We start from the raw sequence: 15,746 nt of genomic DNA, 5'->3' as shown, positions 1-15,746 counted from the left end.
CGCGAAAGCGGTGTGACAGTCGACATCGCAGGTGAATGTCGGACCCTATTCGCGAGCAAGCCCGCTCCCACAGGTTTCGCGGTGTTAGTGATTCAGCCGGTAGATCGCATTGGCCAGCGCAATGTCTTCCAGGCCCAGGCCGATGGAGCGGAAAAACACATGGCGATCGTAATCAGGGCGCAGGACTTTTCCGCTGAGCAGGTCGGGCAGGTCGCCGACAATCGCGCCCTTGTCCCAGCCGTGCCGTTCGGCGGCGATCAGCATTTCACCGGCCGAGCCCGGGGTGGTCAGACGATAGTCGCAGAACACCTGCATGTCGTTGAGGCTCTGCGGCGGCACTTCATGGGCACGGGGCGCATTGGTGCTGATGGAGGTGATCAGCGCCGGTTTGCGCAAGCTCGATGGATCGATCACCGGACCGGCGGACGAGGTGCAGAGCATGATCACGTCGGCGTCCTGAACGGCGGTTTCTCGACTGTCGACGATGTTCAGGCGAGGCTCGATGTTTTTCAGCAGGCGCACGGTTTCGGCGTCTTCGCTCAAGCTCGGCGAGTACAGGCTGATGCTCTGCCAGTCGCGCAGGCCTTTCACGTAATGCAGGTGCGCCTGGGCCACTTTGCCGCTGCCGATGATGGCCAGACGATTGGCTGTGAGCGGCGCGAGGGCGTCGACTGCTACGGCGGTGGTCGCAGCGGTGCGTGCCGTGGTCAGTTCGCCTGCATCGCACAGCAGCAGCGGCTGGCCGGTCTGCATCGACATCAAAAGCGTCCACGCCGTCACCAGCGGCCCTTGTTCACGGACGATGTATGGCGACGTCTTGATCCCGTACACACCGTCTTCGGCCAGCACGCCCAGATAGTTGATGAAATCGCCGGCGCCCTGTGGAAACTCCACCAGTTGCTGCGCCGGTTGTACGGCTTGCCCGGCGGCCAGGTCGCGGAACAGTTTGCGCAGGATCTGTGGCACATCGACCTGCGCCAGTAGCTCGCGAGCCTGGGCTTGGGTGATCACTTGGGGCGTACTGGACATGGTCGGCTCCGGAGTTTGAAGTAAACTAATTTGTCTATTATGGACTTTTAGATATCTACAGCAATATCCGGGCGAAAAAAAAGCGCAGTCCGTTTCCGGCTGCGCCTGTCTTTTCAGCGTCGCTTAATGAGGACGCTTGCGTTCAACGGCCCGCAACAGATGCGTCGGTGGCGTTTCACAGCTGATCTTGCGCCCCAGCTTTTCCTCGATGGACGGTAGCTGGTAGGAGTCGTCTTCACCGGCAAAGCTGATGGACACACCGTCGGCGCCAGCGCGACCGGTACGACCGATGCGGTGCACGTAGTCGTCCGGCACTTCCGGCAGGGTGAAGTTGATCACGTGGCTGATGCCGTCGATGTGGATGCCGCGACCGGCCACATCGGTGGCGACCAGCACGCGGATCTTGCCTTCGCGGAAGCCTTCGAGGGTCTTGATGCGCTTGTGCTGCGGCACGTCGCCGGACAGTTGCGCGGCATTGATGCCGTCGCGCACCAGGCGCTCTTCGATGCGTCGCACTTCATCCTTGCGGTTGGCGAATACGATCACCCGCTCCCAACCGTTGTCGTTGACCAGGTTGTAGAGCAGTTTGTACTTGTCGGCAGCGGCCACCGCGTAGATGTGCTGCTCGACGTTTTCGTTGGCCACGTTCTGCGACTCGATCTCGACGATCGACGGGTCGGTGGTCCATTGCTTGGCCAGGTTCATCACGTCTTCGGTGAAGGTCGCGGAGAACAGCAGCGTCTGACGCTCGGACTTCGGCGGCGTCTGGCGAATGATCTGGCGCACTTGCGGGATGAAACCCATGTCGAGCATGCGGTCGGCTTCGTCCAGCACCATCACTTCGACCATGTCCAGGTGCACGTCGCCGCGCTGGTTGAAGTCCAGCAGGCGGCCCGGTGTGGCCACGAGGATGTCGCAGTGACGGGCTTCGAGGTGTTTGAGCTGCTTGTCGAAGTCCATGCCGCCGACGAACGTCATGACGTTGAGGCCGGTGTACTTGGTCAGGTCGGCGGCGTCCTTGGCGATCTGCACCACCAGTTCGCGGGTCGGCGCGATGATCAGTGCCCGTGGCTCACCCATGTAGCGCTCTTTCGGCGGCGGGGTCTGCAGCAACTGGGTGATGATCGAGACCAGAAACGCAGCGGTCTTGCCGGTACCGGTCTGGGCGCGGCCGATGGCGTCTTTGCCCGCGAGGGTGAAGCCCAGCACCTGTGCCTGGATCGGCGTGCAATACGGGAAGCCCAGGTCCTGGATGGCGTGCATCAGTTCCGGGGCGAGTTTGAAATCGTGGAAGCGGGTCTTGCCTTCCTGGGGCTCGACGACGAAGTCTTCGAGTTTCCATGGGATGACCGGTGCCTTGGGCTTGGGTTCGCGGCGCGGTCTGGCGGGTTTCGGCGTTTCGCTGAGCGGCTGCTCCGGGGCTGTTATCGCCGCAGGCTGGGCAGCTATTGCGGTCTTCGGCTCATGCTTGGGTGCCGCGGTGGTGGCGGCTCGTTCAGACTGATTACCGTCGGTGCGGTGGCCGGGAGCGTGAGACGCAGGGCTGGGAACTGGCGCGAGTTGCTCAGTCTCGCTTTTACCGAACATTTTCTTGAGTGCTTTGAGCACGGTCATCTCATCAATTGATTAAGGAATGTACGCCGGGCAGTGTAATGCAAGAATCGGGCGCGGCGTAGTGGGATGGATCAAAGGGCGTTTTTAAACAGGTAAACAGGATTGCTTAACGCAAGCGCTCGGCGAGCCAGACGCCGATGTCGCGAATTTCTTCGGGTAACACTTCGTGACCCATTGGGTACTCCTGCCATGTCACGGTGACACCACGCAGCTTCAAATGCTCGTAGGCGCTGCGCCCCATCGAGTTTTGCACTACATCGTCGTACTGGCCGTGCATCGACAGCACCGGAATGCGCTGCTGGCTGGCGGACAGTTGCAGTTCGTCGCTGAAGCTCGGTGCATAAGTAGAAAGGGCAACTACGCCACCCAGCGGTCCCTGCCATTTCAGAAACGCGGTGTGGAAAACCACGGCACCGCCCTGGGAAAAACCTGCCAGGAAGATCCGCGAGGCGTCTATTCCGCTGGCCTTCTGCGTTTCGATCAGTTCGATGATCCAGTTGGTCGACTCTTCCAGTTGCTCGCGATTGATCGCGCGCGCCGGGCTCATGGCCAATATGTCGTACCAGCTCGGCATCTCGTAACCGCCGTTGATGGTCACGGCGCGGCTCGGTGCCTGGGGCAAAACAAAGCGGGTGCTCAACAGGGTTTCCTGCAGGGCTTCGGCCACTGGCAGAAAGTCGTAGCGATCGGCACCCAGGCCGTGCAGCCAGATAACGCAGGCATCTGCGGTCTTGACGGGTTGAAGAATCAAGGGATTGGTCATGGCTGCTCCAAAAATGTGCGTGCGCTCTCATTGAGTGCGAGGGCTGAGTGCGCGTCTAGTTGATCTGTTACGAAGATGTCGCAAGGTTACAAGTTTTGCTATTGACCTGCAGCTGAACCGCTTCGGCGAGCGGTGTGGTACGGGCTTTGCTATGGAGAAACGGTGCAACACATCTCGCGCCCGGCGGTAACACTATCAGTGTACTGCCGACTGTGGGATAGCAATGAATCCGGTGATGGATGTTCGCCAAAGGCCGCTACGGGGCTTCGCGAACGTGAAAGGGCTACAGCCCGTTCGGCCGACTGGTGAGAGTGAGTTTTCCATGACGTGGATTTTCTCCTACTAGACTCATAGCTAACGTCTTACGTCGGTTGACCCCAAAACAAGCCAACACGGGTCGACTACGCCTCAAAAGGGTGCGACAGGACTCACGCTCCGACACAACAAGAGCAAAACTGGAGGTTTGAATGAAGATGTTGAAATCCACCCTGGCTATCGTGACTGCAGCCGCGGTACTCGGTGTCAGCGGGTTTGCCCAGGCGGGCGCAACCCTGGATGCAGTGATGAAGAAAGGTTTCGTGCAGTGTGGCGTCAGCGATGGCCTGCCAGGCTTCTCGGTTCCGGATTCCACCGGCAAGATCGTCGGTATCGATGCTGACTACTGCCGTGCAGTGGCGGCTGCTGTCTTCGGCGACGCGACCAAGGTCAAGTTCAGCCAGTTGAACGCCAAGGAGCGCTTCACCGCGCTGCAATCCGGCGAAATCGACATTCTGTCGCGCAACACCACCATGACCAGCTCCCGTGACGCGGGCATGGGCCTGAAATTCCCGGGCTTCATTACCTACTACGACGGCATCGGCTTCCTGGTAAACAACAAGCTGGGCGTCAAGAGCGCCAAGGAACTGGACGGTGCAACCATCTGCATCCAGGCCGGTACCACCACCGAACTGAACGTTTCCGACTACTTCCGCGGCAACGGCCTGAAATACACCCCGATCACCTTCGACACCTCCGACGAAAGCGCCAAGTCGCTGGAATCCGGTCGTTGCGACGTACTGACCTCGGACAAATCCCAGCTGTTCGCCCAGCGCAGTAAGCTGGCTTCGCCGAAAGACTACGTGGTTCTGCCGGAAACCATTTCCAAGGAACCTCTGGGCCCGGTCGTGCGTAATGGCGACGACGAGTGGCTGGCCATCGTGCGCTGGACTGGCTACGCCATGCTCAACGCTGAAGAAGCCGGCATCACTTCGAAGAACGTCGAAGCCGAAGCCAAGGGCACCAAGAACCCTGACGTTGCCCGTCTGCTGGGTACCGACGGTGAATACGGCAAAGACCTGAAAGTGAAGAAAGACTGGGTCGTGCAGATCATCAAGCAAGTCGGCAACTACGGCGAAGTGTTCGAGAAAAACCTCGGCAAGAGCACTCCGCTGGAAATCGACCGCGGGCTGAACGCTCTGTGGAACGCTGGCGGCATTCAATACGCACCACCAGTGCGCTGATGGTTCTATCACCCGGTGGGCCAACCACCGGGTGATGTTCTGTTCCATTATTTCCGGGGCACTTCATGCAAAATTCAATCGGCGCACCAAAGCAGAGGCTCAGCCTCAGCGATCCACGCGTGCGTGCTTGGGTATTCCAGATCATCACGATTATCGCGGTGGTCTCGCTGGGCTGGTATCTGTTCGATAACACCCAGACCAACCTGCAACACCGGGGCATTACCTCCGGTTTCGACTTTCTGGAGCGCAGTGCCGGTTTCGGCATCGCTCAACACCTGATCGACTACACCGAGGCAGACACATACGCCCGGGTGTTTGTCATCGGCCTGCTCAACACCTTGCTGGTGACCTTCATCGGCGTGATCCTGGCGACGATCCTGGGTTTCATCGTCGGTGTGGCGCGGCTGTCGAAGAACTGGATCATCGCCAAGGTGGCGACGGTGTATGTGGAAGTCTTCCGCAACATTCCGCCGCTGCTGCAGATCCTGTTCTGGTACTTCGCGGTGTTCCTGACCATGCCGGGGCCGCGCAACAGTCATAACTTCGGCGACACCTTCTTCGTCAGCAGCCGTGGCCTGAACATGCCGGCGGCGTTGATGGCGGACGGTTTCTGGCCGTTTGTGATCGGCGTTGTAGTCGCCATCGTCGCCATCGTGCTGATGAGCCGCTGGGCGACCAAGCGCTTCGAAGCCACCGGTGTGCCGTTCCACAAGTTCTGGGTTGGCCTGGCAATTTTCCTGGTAATCCCTGCGCTGTGCGCGCTGATTTTCGGCGCACCGGTGCACTGGGAAATGCCGAAGCTGCAAGGCTTCAACTTCGTCGGTGGCTGGGTGTTGATCCCGGAACTGCTGGCGCTGACCCTGGCCCTGACGGTGTACACCGCGGCGTTCATCGCCGAGATCGTGCGTTCGGGCATCAAGTCGGTCAGCCATGGCCAGACCGAAGCGGCGCATTCCCTCGGCCTGCGCAACGGTCCGACCCTGCGCAAGGTGATCATCCCGCAAGCCCTGCGCGTGATCATTCCACCGCTGACCAGCCAATACCTGAACCTGGCGAAGAACTCCTCGCTGGCGGCCGGTATCGGTTATCCGGAAATGGTCTCGCTGTTTGCCGGGACCGTGCTCAACCAGACCGGCCAGGCGATCGAGGTGATTGCCATCACCATGAGCGTGTACCTGGCGATCAGTATCAGCATTTCCCTGCTGATGAACTGGTACAACAAGCGCATTGCGCTGATCGAGCGGTAAGGAAAAGCGCATGAGTACTCATACTTTCAAACCTGACATGCCTCCACCGAGCCGCAGCATCGGTGCGGTGGCGTGGATGCGCGCGAACATGTTCTCCAGCTGGCTCAACACCCTGCTGACCCTGTTTGCGTTCTATCTCATCTACCTGGTGGTACCGCCGATCCTGCAGTGGGCCATCCTTGACGCCAACTGGGTCGGCACCAGCCAGGCCGACTGCACCAAGGAAGGCGCCTGCTGGGTGTTCATCCAGCAACGCTTCGGCCAATTCATGTACGGCTACTACCCGCCGGTACTGCGCTGGCGCGTGGACCTGACGGTGTGGCTGGCAATTGTCGGCGTGGCGCCGTTGTTCATCTCGCGCTTTCACCATAAGGCGGTGTACGGGCTGAGCTTCCTGGTGCTGTACCCGATCATTGCCTGGTGCCTGCTGCATGGCGGCGTATTGGGTCTGGACGCCGTGGCGACCAGCCAGTGGGGCGGCCTGATGCTGACCCTGGTGATCGCCACCGTCGGCATCGCCGGTGCGTTGCCGCTGGGGATCGTCCTGGCGCTGGGCCGTCGTTCGAACATGCCGGCGATTCGTGTGGTCTGCGTGACCTTCATCGAATTCTGGCGCGGCGTGCCGTTGATCACGGTGCTGTTCATGTCCTCGGTGATGCTGCCGTTGTTCCTGCCTGAAGGCATGAACTTCGACAAGCTGCTGCGGGCGCTGATCGGCGTGATCCTGTTCCAGTCGGCCTACGTGGCTGAAGTGGTGCGTGGCGGTCTGCAAGCGATTCCCAAAGGTCAGTACGAAGCAGCGGCGGCGATGGGCCTGGGTTACTGGCGCAGCATGGGCCTGGTGATTCTGCCGCAAGCCCTGAAGCTGGTGATCCCCGGCATCGTCAACACCTTCATTGCGCTGTTCAAGGACACCAGCCTGGTGATCATCATCGGCCTGTTCGACCTGCTCAACAGCGTCAAGCAAGCCGCCGCCGACCCGAAATGGCTAGGCATGGCCACCGAAGGCTATGTGTTCGCCGCCCTGGTGTTCTGGATTTTCTGTTTTGGTATGTCGCGCTATTCCATGCATCTGGAACGCAAGCTCGACACTGGCCACAAGCGCTAAGTCGCTACCTAATTTAGGAAGTTTTGTGATGAGCGAAGCAATCAAACAGCCTGTGAGCCCTGAAGGCATTATTCAGATGCAGGGCGTGAACAAGTGGTACGGTCAGTTTCACGTACTCAAGGACATCAATCTCAACGTCAAGCAAGGCGAGCGTATCGTCCTGTGCGGCCCGTCGGGTTCCGGCAAGTCCACCACCATCCGCTGCCTCAACCGCCTGGAAGAGCACCAGCAGGGCCGCATCGTGGTCGATGGCGTGGAACTGACCAACGACCTCAAGCAGATCGAAGCGATCCGCCGTGAAGTCGGCATGGTGTTCCAGCACTTCAACCTGTTCCCGCACCTGACCATCTTGCAGAACTGCACCCTGGCGCCGATGTGGGTGCGCAAGATGCCCAAGCGCAAGGCCGAGGAAATCGCCATGCACTACCTGGAACGCGTACGCATTCCGGAGCAGGCGCACAAGTACCCGGGGCAGTTGTCCGGCGGTCAGCAACAGCGTGTGGCGATCGCCCGCGCGCTGTGCATGAAACCGAAAATCATGCTGTTCGACGAACCGACTTCGGCACTCGACCCGGAGATGGTGAAAGAGGTACTGGACACCATGATCGGCCTGGCCGAAGACGGCATGACCATGCTCTGCGTGACCCACGAAATGGGCTTCGCCCGCACCGTGGCCAACCGCGTGATCTTCATGGACAAGGGTGAAATCGTCGAACAGGCCGCGCCGAACGACTTCTTCGACAAGCCGCAGAATGAACGGACCAAGCTGTTCCTGAGCCAGATCCTGCATTGATCGACCCCAGGCACTGAAATAAACCCGGACCGAGTTCCGGGTTTATTTTTGCCTGGAATTTGGGACCCTGTAGGAGCGAGCCTGCTCGCGATGAATGTGACAGCAACGCAGTGTCCAGATAGAACGCGTCATCGTTCACGACCATCGCGAGCAGGCTCGCTCCTACAGGGATCGTCTTGCTCTCTCTGATGAAGCTGACTAACATGTCAGAAAATTCATCCTATGATTGGATGAGAGGGCGAATTCCATGTCAGAAATTTCTCCATTGGTGAAACGATCCCTGGTCGATCAGGCCCTGGATCAGTTGCGCCTGCGCATCAACCAGGGCACCTGGGTCGTGGGCCAGCGTTTGCCCACCGAGCCTGAGCTGTCCGCCGAGCTGGGCATCAGCCGTAATACCGTGCGCGAAGCCATGCGGGTGTTGGCGTTTTCCGGGTTGATCGAAATCCGTCAGGGCGACGGCAGTTACCTGCGGGCGGTGGTCGATCCGCTCGATACCTTGAAGGCGCTGTCCCGTTGCTCCCCTGAGCAGGCCAGGGAAACCCGGCACATCCTCGAAGTCGAGGCCATTGGCCTGGCGGCAGTGCGCCGTACCGATGAGGACCTGGTGGCATTGCGCGAGGCCCTGGGTGTCAGCGGCAGCCACTATCACGGCGATCTCGACACCTACATCGCCTGCGATCTGGTGTTCCACCGCCGTCTGGTGGACGCCGCGCACAACCCGACCCTCAGCGAGTTGTATCGCTATTTCTCCAGCATCGTCGGTGCGCAATTGCGCCAGACCCTGAGCATCGTCCCGCGCCGTCAGGAAGTGTTCGATCTGCACATCGAGTTGCTCGATGCCGTCGAGCAACGCGACCCGGAACGGGCCAAAGCCCTGTCGAGGCAGTTGATCAATGAACCTTGAAACCGAGAAGTCCATGCACCGCAGTGAGTTATCCACAGCCCTCAAACGTTCGGCCGAGCTGGAAGAACTGCTGATCGATGCCGAGGCCGATGACGAACAGGTCCAGCACGCCCACCCGGTTCTGCTCAGGCCGTGGTTGTTGTTGCTGGGCCTGATTCTGGTGGCGCTGAACCTGCGCCCGGCGCTGTCGAGCATGGCGCCGATGCTCAGCGAGGTCTCGAAGTCCCTTGGCTTGTCGGCGTCCGCGGCGGGATTACTGACCACGTTACCGGTGCTTTGCCTGGGCCTGTTTGCGCCGTTGGCACCCGTGCTGGCGCGGCGATTTGGTGCGGAGCGGGTGGTGCTGGGCATTCTTCTGACCCTGGCAGGCGGGATCATCCTGCGCAGTTCGTTCGGTGAGATCGGCCTGTTTGCCGGCAGTGTGCTGGCCGGTGCCAGCATCGGCGTGATCGGCGTGTTGCTGCCGGGCATCGTCAAGCGCGATTTCCCGAAACAGGCCGGGACCATGACCGGTGTCTACACCATGGCCCTGTGCCTGGGGGCGGCGATGGCGGCGGGTGCGACCGTACCGTTGAGTGAACACTTCGACAAGAACTGGGCGCTGGGCCTCGGTTTCTGGGTCATTCCGGCATTGGCGGCCGCGCTGTTCTGGTTGCCGCAAGTCGGCCAGAAATACGGCGCGCACAACGTGGCCTACCGGGTTCGCGGCCTGCTGCGTGATCCGCTGGCCTGGCAAGTGACCCTGTACATGGGCCTGCAATCGTCCCTGGCCTATATCGTGTTCGGCTGGTTGCCGTCGATCCTGATCGGCCGCGGCCTGACCCCGACCCAGGCCGGACTGGTGCTGTCGGGTTCGGTGATCGTTCAACTGGTCAGCTCCCTCGCCGCGCCATGGCTGGCGACACGCGGCAAGGATCAGCGCCTGGCGATTGTGATCGTGATGGCCCTGACCCTCGGCGGACTGTTCGGCTGCCTTTATGCCCCGATTGAAGGTCTGTGGGGCTGGGCGATTGTGCTGGGGCTGGGGCAGGGCGCCACGTTCAGCCTGGCATTAACGCTGATCGTACTGCGCTCGCGGGACTCCCACGTTGCAGCGAACCTGTCGAGCATGGCCCAGGGCTTCGGTTACACCCTGGCGTCCATGGGGCCGTTCGCGGTCGGTATCGTGCATGACTGGACCGGCGGCTGGACGGCCGTGGGCTGGATCTTCGGCGTCATTGGCCTCAGTGCGATCATCGCTGGGCTCGGTGCCGGTCGAGCGCTGTACGTGCAGGTAGTCAGCGAGAAAATTTAAACGCGGTCAAACGCTACAAATACAGGACTTCCAGCGTCGCCGAACCATCGAGGATCACCTTGTCGGTGAGGTCCAGGGTCGAGGTGGGGGCGATGACGGCCTCGACCGTTACCCTGGTGGTGAGCTTCTGGATCGGCACCGGGCCTGAGAGGCTGCCTGCGTTATGGGTAAACCCCAGGAAGCTTCTCTGCCCCATCGGTATCGGGTTCGAACTGGCGCGGCTCCAGGCCACGCCGCCGGTGGTGGAATCGGTTCGGTACAGGCGGGGGATGCTGTCGGCGCTGGCGTCGGTGGGGTCGACGCTCAGCGAATACAGACCGATTTTATTGCTGCTGTTGTCCAGGCCGAGGCCGTAGTAAATCTCGCTGTTGACGGTGGCCGAGCCTGCGCGGTTGTCGTGCATGAGCAGGGCAAAGGGTGTCGGGGCATCGCAGCCAATCTGTAGGGTCAAGCTCTTGGGTGGCAGGCGAGTGCTGTTGTCGCGGTCAAGATCGTTTTGCGACATCCGACCGAAATCCACCCGACCGCCATTGGACAGCTCCACGTGACACGCGGCGGGCGCAAAACTCGCACGCAGGGTTATCTCTGCGGAGCGCCCCGCGGCGACCGGCTCGAACAGCCCGGAGGTTTCCCAGACAGCGGCGTCGCGAAGCTGCGACATCTGCGCCTGTGTCCAGGCTGTCAGTTGAAGTTGAGCTGACAGGTTTTTCCCTCGCACGGCGGCACCACTGCGCACTGGAACGATGGCCTGCCCAGGTCGCCAAGGCAGGCCTGAGGCTGTGGCCTGCGGTGCCTGGCCGACGGCGGAAATCAAACCCAGGTCCACCGATTGTCCATCAAGTACGGCATCACTGATGTGCAAGGTGTAGCTGCCGTGGTCGGTCAACCGAAAACGCTCTTCGGTCGCGGCCATGGCGCGAAAGAACACACCCATGTCGGTGGGTTGCGGGCAGTTCAGGTTCAAGCTCACGCGACGCTCACCCAGGGTTCGCTCCTGGGGTTCGGGAGTGCGAATCGCCTTGGGCATCAAACCGTAATCGAGTACCGACTGGCTCAGGCTCAGCCGGCAGTCATCGGCGAGCGCCCGGGCATCGGGCGTGAGCCCGCCCAGCGTCAGGGTGGCGATGGTCAGCATCAAAGGTCCGGACAGTTTCATGCGGTCATCCTTATGGTGTGCGGCATTGGGCGAGGGCGGTTTCGTAGTACGCCTGGGTGTCGGCCTTGGCCGGCAGCTCGAAGTACAGCTCACAGCGATCCTGGTCAGGTGCGGCTATCCACAGGGTGGGAGTCGCCAGGACATTGGGCAGAAATACCAGCCCGCCTTCCTGTACGAGCGTGACGAACTCGCCATCGCCGGTGTTCACCGTCGCGCCTCGGGGCAGCGATGCACCGTTGTCCAGGGTGACTTTGAGCAAGGCGCGGCGAGTCTGGGTGACCCCGAACTCGACCTTGTCGACGGCGCCGCGCCCGGCGGATATCACCGCCAGACCGTTGTTGATATCGAGATTGCGCGGCAACGAGCGGGTATCGACTTCCACCGGGTTGCGGCCATAGGCTGTCACGTGTGGAACCACGGCTCGACCTCGCCAATCAGTCCACACCGGGCCGCTGGGGGTGGAGACTTTGATGGCGGCGGCATCGCCTACCGAGAGCAACGCGAAGGTATCGCGCACGGGGTAAGGCGACAGTGTCAGGCCATCGCCATGCAGCACCGCCCCACCGCGTGCTCCCACCTGGTAGCTGGGGCGCTCGGCATCAGTGCGGGTGTAGCTCACGTCCAGTTGGCTGTAGCGTGGCAGGAGCGAAACACCGGCGGAAGACTGCACTTGCCTGTCGCGACTGTCATGCTCAACGCCGACCCGGTAACTCAGGTGATCGTTGAGTTGTTCGTTCAAACCCACACCGCTGCGATGTTCGCCGGCAGAGCTGCGAACCCAGGTTCGCCCCCGACGGTTTTCACCCAACGCAATGCTGAAGTTCAGATAGGCGCTGTCATCGATGTTCCGGGTGCCGCTGACTTGCCATTGCACCGTGGCCGAGACCGATACACCGCCGATGAGGGTGCCCCAGGATGCCATGGCGCGGCTGCTGCTTTGTCCGTCGAAGGACGTTGAGCGGCTGAGGCTGGCGCTGAGTGCACCAGTCCCGGGAGGCGACCAGGACAGCCCCAGGTTTTGTTGGTCGCGATAACGGGACCGGTTGCGCGGCGACTCGGTTTCGAGCATCGCTTGCGACAGTTCGCGATAACCGAAGGTCCGGTGGGACATCCCGGCATTCATCGACCATTGCTCACCCAAGCGATGCGAAAGGTTCAAATCGGCCTGAATGCCTTTTTCGGGGTGGCCGGAACTGACTTCGGAGGTTTGCAGGGTTGTCTGCAGTTGCGTATCGGTCCAGGGCAGCACGCCAACGCCTGCGCCCATTGCACGATAATCGGCGGCACCGGTGGCGCCTGCGCTGAGCATGACGTGCGGATTCAATGCCCCGCTCCAGCTCCCGCTGATCAGCCAGGGATCGTCGGTCTGTGTATCGCCGAGGTGACGTAGCTGTCCGGCAGTCAGCGAAAAGCCAGACGCCGGGAGGTCCATCCCGAGCAGAGCCGCGGGGACGGTAAAGCGCTGCTCGCTGCCAGCGGTTTCCTTGATCACGACTTCAACATCGGAACGGCTGTCGAGACGCTGAACGTTGCTTAGGGAGAACGGGCCGGCGGGCACCACGGTCGAGTGGATCAGCGACCCGTTCTGCCGAATTTCGACCCGGGCCTGGCCGTGGGCAATGCCTTCGATGGGCCTGCTTTGGCTTTCGGTCTGCAGTGCCGGCTCGGTCATCAGTTGCACACCGGTAATCTGCGCAGTGGCCAGCACCGGGTTATAGAGGTTGATCTGACCGGCTTGCAGCACCGTTTGATAACCGGTGAAGGTGCGTTGGGCGTACGCCGCCAGGTGACTGGTGCGGGACAGATCGTTCTGCCAGGTCTGCACCTGGCGGCTACGGACGATCCAGTCGCCGGCATTGAAACCGATTTCGCTGTTGGCCGACAGGTAGCGATTCGATTGGTCGCCGTAATGGCTGTAAAGGCTGTTGACGTCATAGTTGAGCAACCCGGCGACACCACCGGTTTGATAACCCGAGAAGTCCCGGACCTTCGCACGCATGGCGTCCGTGGGCACGATCAATGACAGACCGAGATTGGCGGGGTCCTGTTCGATCAGGGTTTGCGGCCAAGTGCCGAGAACGTCAAGACAACGAGGGTCGTTGGTGGGGGCGGTGGGCTCGTTCAGGTTTGCCGCATCAAGCAGGGCAAGGTCAAAGCACAAGTCGCCTTCCTTATTGAACGTAACGTCTACGCGTCCCTCGCGCTGACCATTAACGGTGAGTGTGATCGGATGGCGGCCGGCGGTGAAGCGTGGGGCGTTCAGCAGTTGGGTCGCCAGCGCCGGATCGATACCGCGTTGGATCAGCGTCTTCTGGTCGAACGAGGTCAGCAACGAAGCACTGCCGGGATCTTCGGCGCGGGCACCGAGCATCATCAACGTGTTGGTCATCAGCAATACCACGCCGGTGCGCAGCGGCGGCAGGCGAGGACGAGTGCCGGCAGGCCTGAAAGCAGGCATGGCTTCGCCGCCACGGTATTTCAATACAGTGTTCATGGAGTTCACTTGGGTTGACCTGTGCGCTGGCCTGAACCGCTACGGCATCAGGTTCGCGTTGAAACATCAGCGCCCGCTCTTCCCGGTTGGCGCTATCGGTGGTCCGGTTCTAAGGGGTGATCGGGGCGTCGTAGGGCGGCACTGCAAAGCCGTAGACGGTCGCCGGTTGAAGGCGTACCTGGGTGGCGGTCCTTGCGGGCACCGACACGCTGATCCGGTCACCGGGCAACAGGTAGGTTCGCGGCAGCATTGCAGGGTCCCCGGAAGGCAGCATCTGTAGTTCCTGAGCCAGGCGTACGACGTAAGGTGTCTGGTTGCTCACGGTCAGTTGGCCATCCTGCAGCGACCATCGCAGGTCGGTCCACGGCGTGCGGTTGGGCGCCAGGCCGGCCGGGTGAAGGATGACAGGCAGGTTCTGGCGCACCGTTACACCTACTCGGGCATGCCCGGCTTCGGCAACGGGCTTGCCTTGGGGGATGCCTTCAAAGATCACGCGTTTCAACCGCTGGGTGAGCAGGGGCTTTTCCGATTGCAGGATGAAACGGATCAACTGGGTCCTGGACGGTTCAACCCGTGCCAGCGGTGGCGTCACGAACACCAGGGGCTCGGTGTCTTCTGGAATGTTTTCAATGGTGACGTGCAGCAACACCAGGCTGTCATCGGTGTTGGTCACGGATACGGATGCCTCGCCGTTGGCCTCGTTGACGATCACCACGGAGGTGTCGGGCACCATGCCGTCGGCTTGAGCCAGCAAGGGCAGGAACCATGCAAATGCACCGACACCGGAGAGGATCAATTGGCGTGCGAATTTTAAAAAAATCGTCATGACGTGCCTCATTGGTGGTCACGAAAAAAGGTCGTTGACATGGGCCGTACTCGGGAATCACCGATAGCGCGAGAGGCAGAAACGAGGTCTTTGGCGGGAGCCCTTCAGAGCACGGGCAACGGCTGGAGTCAGCCGTTGCCCGAAGACGCTATCGAGTTACAGGTAGGTGATCTGCAGGGTTGCCGAACCGTCGATTTTCTGTTCGTCGGTTAGCGTAAGGCCGTTGGCCGGGGCGATGGCGGTCAAGAGCAAAATGTCCACGACGACATCTTGAACATCGTGGGGCGCCGTGACGCCTGTGTTAGTGCTGCCGAATGAAAGCAGGTCGTCAGGTTGCAGCGCGGAGCTGTCAAGTTCAAGCCAGGTTTGGCCGTTGTCCTGAGACTGAATCGCCAGCGAAGGAACATTTGCGACCGGATTCAGGTAGTGCAAAAAATAACGTCCGAGCTTTTCATTGCCGTTGATCAGGCCTAACCCGAAGGCACCGGCAGTAGACGAGGTGCCGGCTCTGTTGTCGACGGGAACAATTGCAAACTTCACAGGTGCGTCGCAGCTCACGGTCAGTTGGACGGTTCTGTCTTGAAACTGGGTGTGGGTGTCCGGATTCAGATCCTTTGCGGAGATTTTTCCATAATCCACAATACCGCCTCCGGACAGGCTAGGTGTGCAGGCAGCCGGTGTAATCAGGCCTGTGACGGTCAAGTCGGTGCTGGAACTGCCGTAAGCAAACGAAGTCACGCTAAAGAGTAATGCAGTGCCTAGGGTCATCAGTGTCTTGTTCATGTATTCACTCGTTCTTGAATAAAGGTTGGATGAGGTGACGGTGGGTCCGGCACAACAACGGTGCAGACAGGCTGTCTCGATAGGCACAACTTAGCGAGAAGGGTGTTTGGGAGGAATGCAACAAATACGAAAAGGGACGACTGTCTGTATGAAAGAGTGTTGCGAGAAAAAAGTATTCTTTCGGAAGACGCTCAGGAGTTAGTCCGGCTCTGTAGCCTTTCGCGCGAAACGAT

13 protein-coding genes are annotated in these 15,746 nt (G+C 60.6%); 6 read left to right on the top strand and 7 right to left on the bottom strand.

All coding sequences use genetic code 11. From position 1 onward, the window contains the following. Positions 1 to 84: 84 nt before the first annotated feature. The 3 genes from AC3IX1_RS23230 to AC3IX1_RS23220 all read right to left on the bottom strand — a co-directional run bounded on the left by AC3IX1_RS23230 (position 85) and on the right by AC3IX1_RS23220 (position 3,406). A complete protein-coding gene (locus AC3IX1_RS23230) occupies positions 85 to 1,029 on the bottom strand; it encodes an ornithine cyclodeaminase family protein (RefSeq protein WP_489385966.1) in 945 nt (314 codons plus the stop codon). Positions 1,030 to 1,152: 123 nt separating this feature from the next. Beyond that, positions 1,153 to 2,643 (bottom strand): ATP-dependent RNA helicase RhlB, encoded by a 1,491-nt coding sequence (gene rhlB / locus AC3IX1_RS23225; protein WP_489385965.1) that lies wholly within the window; start codon positions 2,641 to 2,643, stop codon positions 1,153 to 1,155. A gap of 106 nt (positions 2,644 to 2,749) precedes the next feature. Beyond that, positions 2,750 to 3,406 (bottom strand): alpha/beta hydrolase, encoded by a 657-nt coding sequence (locus tag AC3IX1_RS23220; protein WP_489385964.1) that lies wholly within the window; start codon positions 3,404 to 3,406, stop codon positions 2,750 to 2,752. A 467-nt stretch (positions 3,407 to 3,873) separates the two neighbouring features. On the opposite strand from AC3IX1_RS23220, the gene AC3IX1_RS23215 reads away from it, so the two are divergent. The 6 genes from AC3IX1_RS23215 (at position 3,874) to AC3IX1_RS23190 (ending at position 10,254) form a co-directional block, all read left to right on the top strand. Continuing rightward, positions 3,874 to 4,905 carry an amino acid ABC transporter substrate-binding protein gene (locus AC3IX1_RS23215; protein ID WP_008018591.1) on the top strand — a complete coding sequence of 344 codons (1,032 nt, stop codon included), beginning with the start codon at positions 3,874 to 3,876 and terminating at the stop codon, positions 4,903 to 4,905. A gap of 65 nt (positions 4,906 to 4,970) precedes the next feature. Beyond that, the gene (locus AC3IX1_RS23210) at positions 4,971 to 6,152 is read left to right on the top strand and encodes an amino acid ABC transporter permease (protein ID WP_489385963.1); all 1,182 of its coding nucleotides are present in this window, start codon (positions 4,971 to 4,973) and stop codon (positions 6,150 to 6,152) included. A gap of 10 nt (positions 6,153 to 6,162) precedes the next feature. Next, complete coding sequence (locus tag AC3IX1_RS23205) at positions 6,163 to 7,260, top strand: amino acid ABC transporter permease (RefSeq protein ID WP_218494240.1); 1,098 nt, start codon at positions 6,163 to 6,165, stop codon at positions 7,258 to 7,260. 28 nt (positions 7,261 to 7,288) lie between these two features. Further along, a complete protein-coding gene (locus AC3IX1_RS23200; RefSeq protein WP_007989979.1) occupies positions 7,289 to 8,053 on the top strand; it encodes an amino acid ABC transporter ATP-binding protein in 765 nt (254 codons plus the stop codon). A gap of 247 nt (positions 8,054 to 8,300) precedes the next feature. Further along, positions 8,301 to 8,960, top strand: coding sequence for a FadR/GntR family transcriptional regulator (locus AC3IX1_RS23195; RefSeq protein ID WP_489385962.1), 660 nt, complete (start codon positions 8,301 to 8,303; stop codon positions 8,958 to 8,960). Continuing rightward, positions 8,950 to 10,254: a CynX/NimT family MFS transporter gene (locus tag AC3IX1_RS23190; RefSeq protein ID WP_489385961.1), complete on the top strand. Its 1,305-nt coding sequence runs from the start codon at positions 8,950 to 8,952 to the stop codon at positions 10,252 to 10,254. Before AC3IX1_RS23195 ends, AC3IX1_RS23190 begins: the two co-directional genes overlap by 11 nt. Before the next feature lie 13 nt (positions 10,255 to 10,267). On the opposite strand, the gene AC3IX1_RS23185 is transcribed toward AC3IX1_RS23190, so the two are convergent. The 4 genes from AC3IX1_RS23185 to AC3IX1_RS23170 form a co-directional block, all read right to left on the bottom strand. Beyond that, positions 10,268 to 11,410: a DUF1120 domain-containing protein gene (locus AC3IX1_RS23185; RefSeq protein WP_489385960.1), complete on the bottom strand. Its 1,143-nt coding sequence runs from the start codon at positions 11,408 to 11,410 to the stop codon at positions 10,268 to 10,270. Between the two features lie 10 nt (positions 11,411 to 11,420). Further along, positions 11,421 to 13,904 carry a fimbria/pilus outer membrane usher protein gene (locus AC3IX1_RS23180; RefSeq protein WP_489385959.1) on the bottom strand — a complete coding sequence of 828 codons (2,484 nt, stop codon included), beginning with the start codon at positions 13,902 to 13,904 and terminating at the stop codon, positions 11,421 to 11,423. Between the two features lie 109 nt (positions 13,905 to 14,013). Continuing rightward, positions 14,014 to 14,730: a fimbria/pilus chaperone family protein gene (locus AC3IX1_RS23175; protein ID WP_489385958.1), complete on the bottom strand. Its 717-nt coding sequence runs from the start codon at positions 14,728 to 14,730 to the stop codon at positions 14,014 to 14,016. A gap of 156 nt (positions 14,731 to 14,886) precedes the next feature. Continuing rightward, positions 14,887 to 15,513: a DUF1120 domain-containing protein gene (locus AC3IX1_RS23170; protein ID WP_489385957.1), complete on the bottom strand. Its 627-nt coding sequence runs from the start codon at positions 15,511 to 15,513 to the stop codon at positions 14,887 to 14,889. Positions 15,514 to 15,746: the final 233 nt, after the last annotated feature.

This window comes from Pseudomonas sp. KH_046_2, from assembly GCF_057838985.1.
The sequence above is the reverse complement of the archived record's forward strand: the minus strand, read 5'-3'. Positions and strand labels throughout refer to the sequence as shown.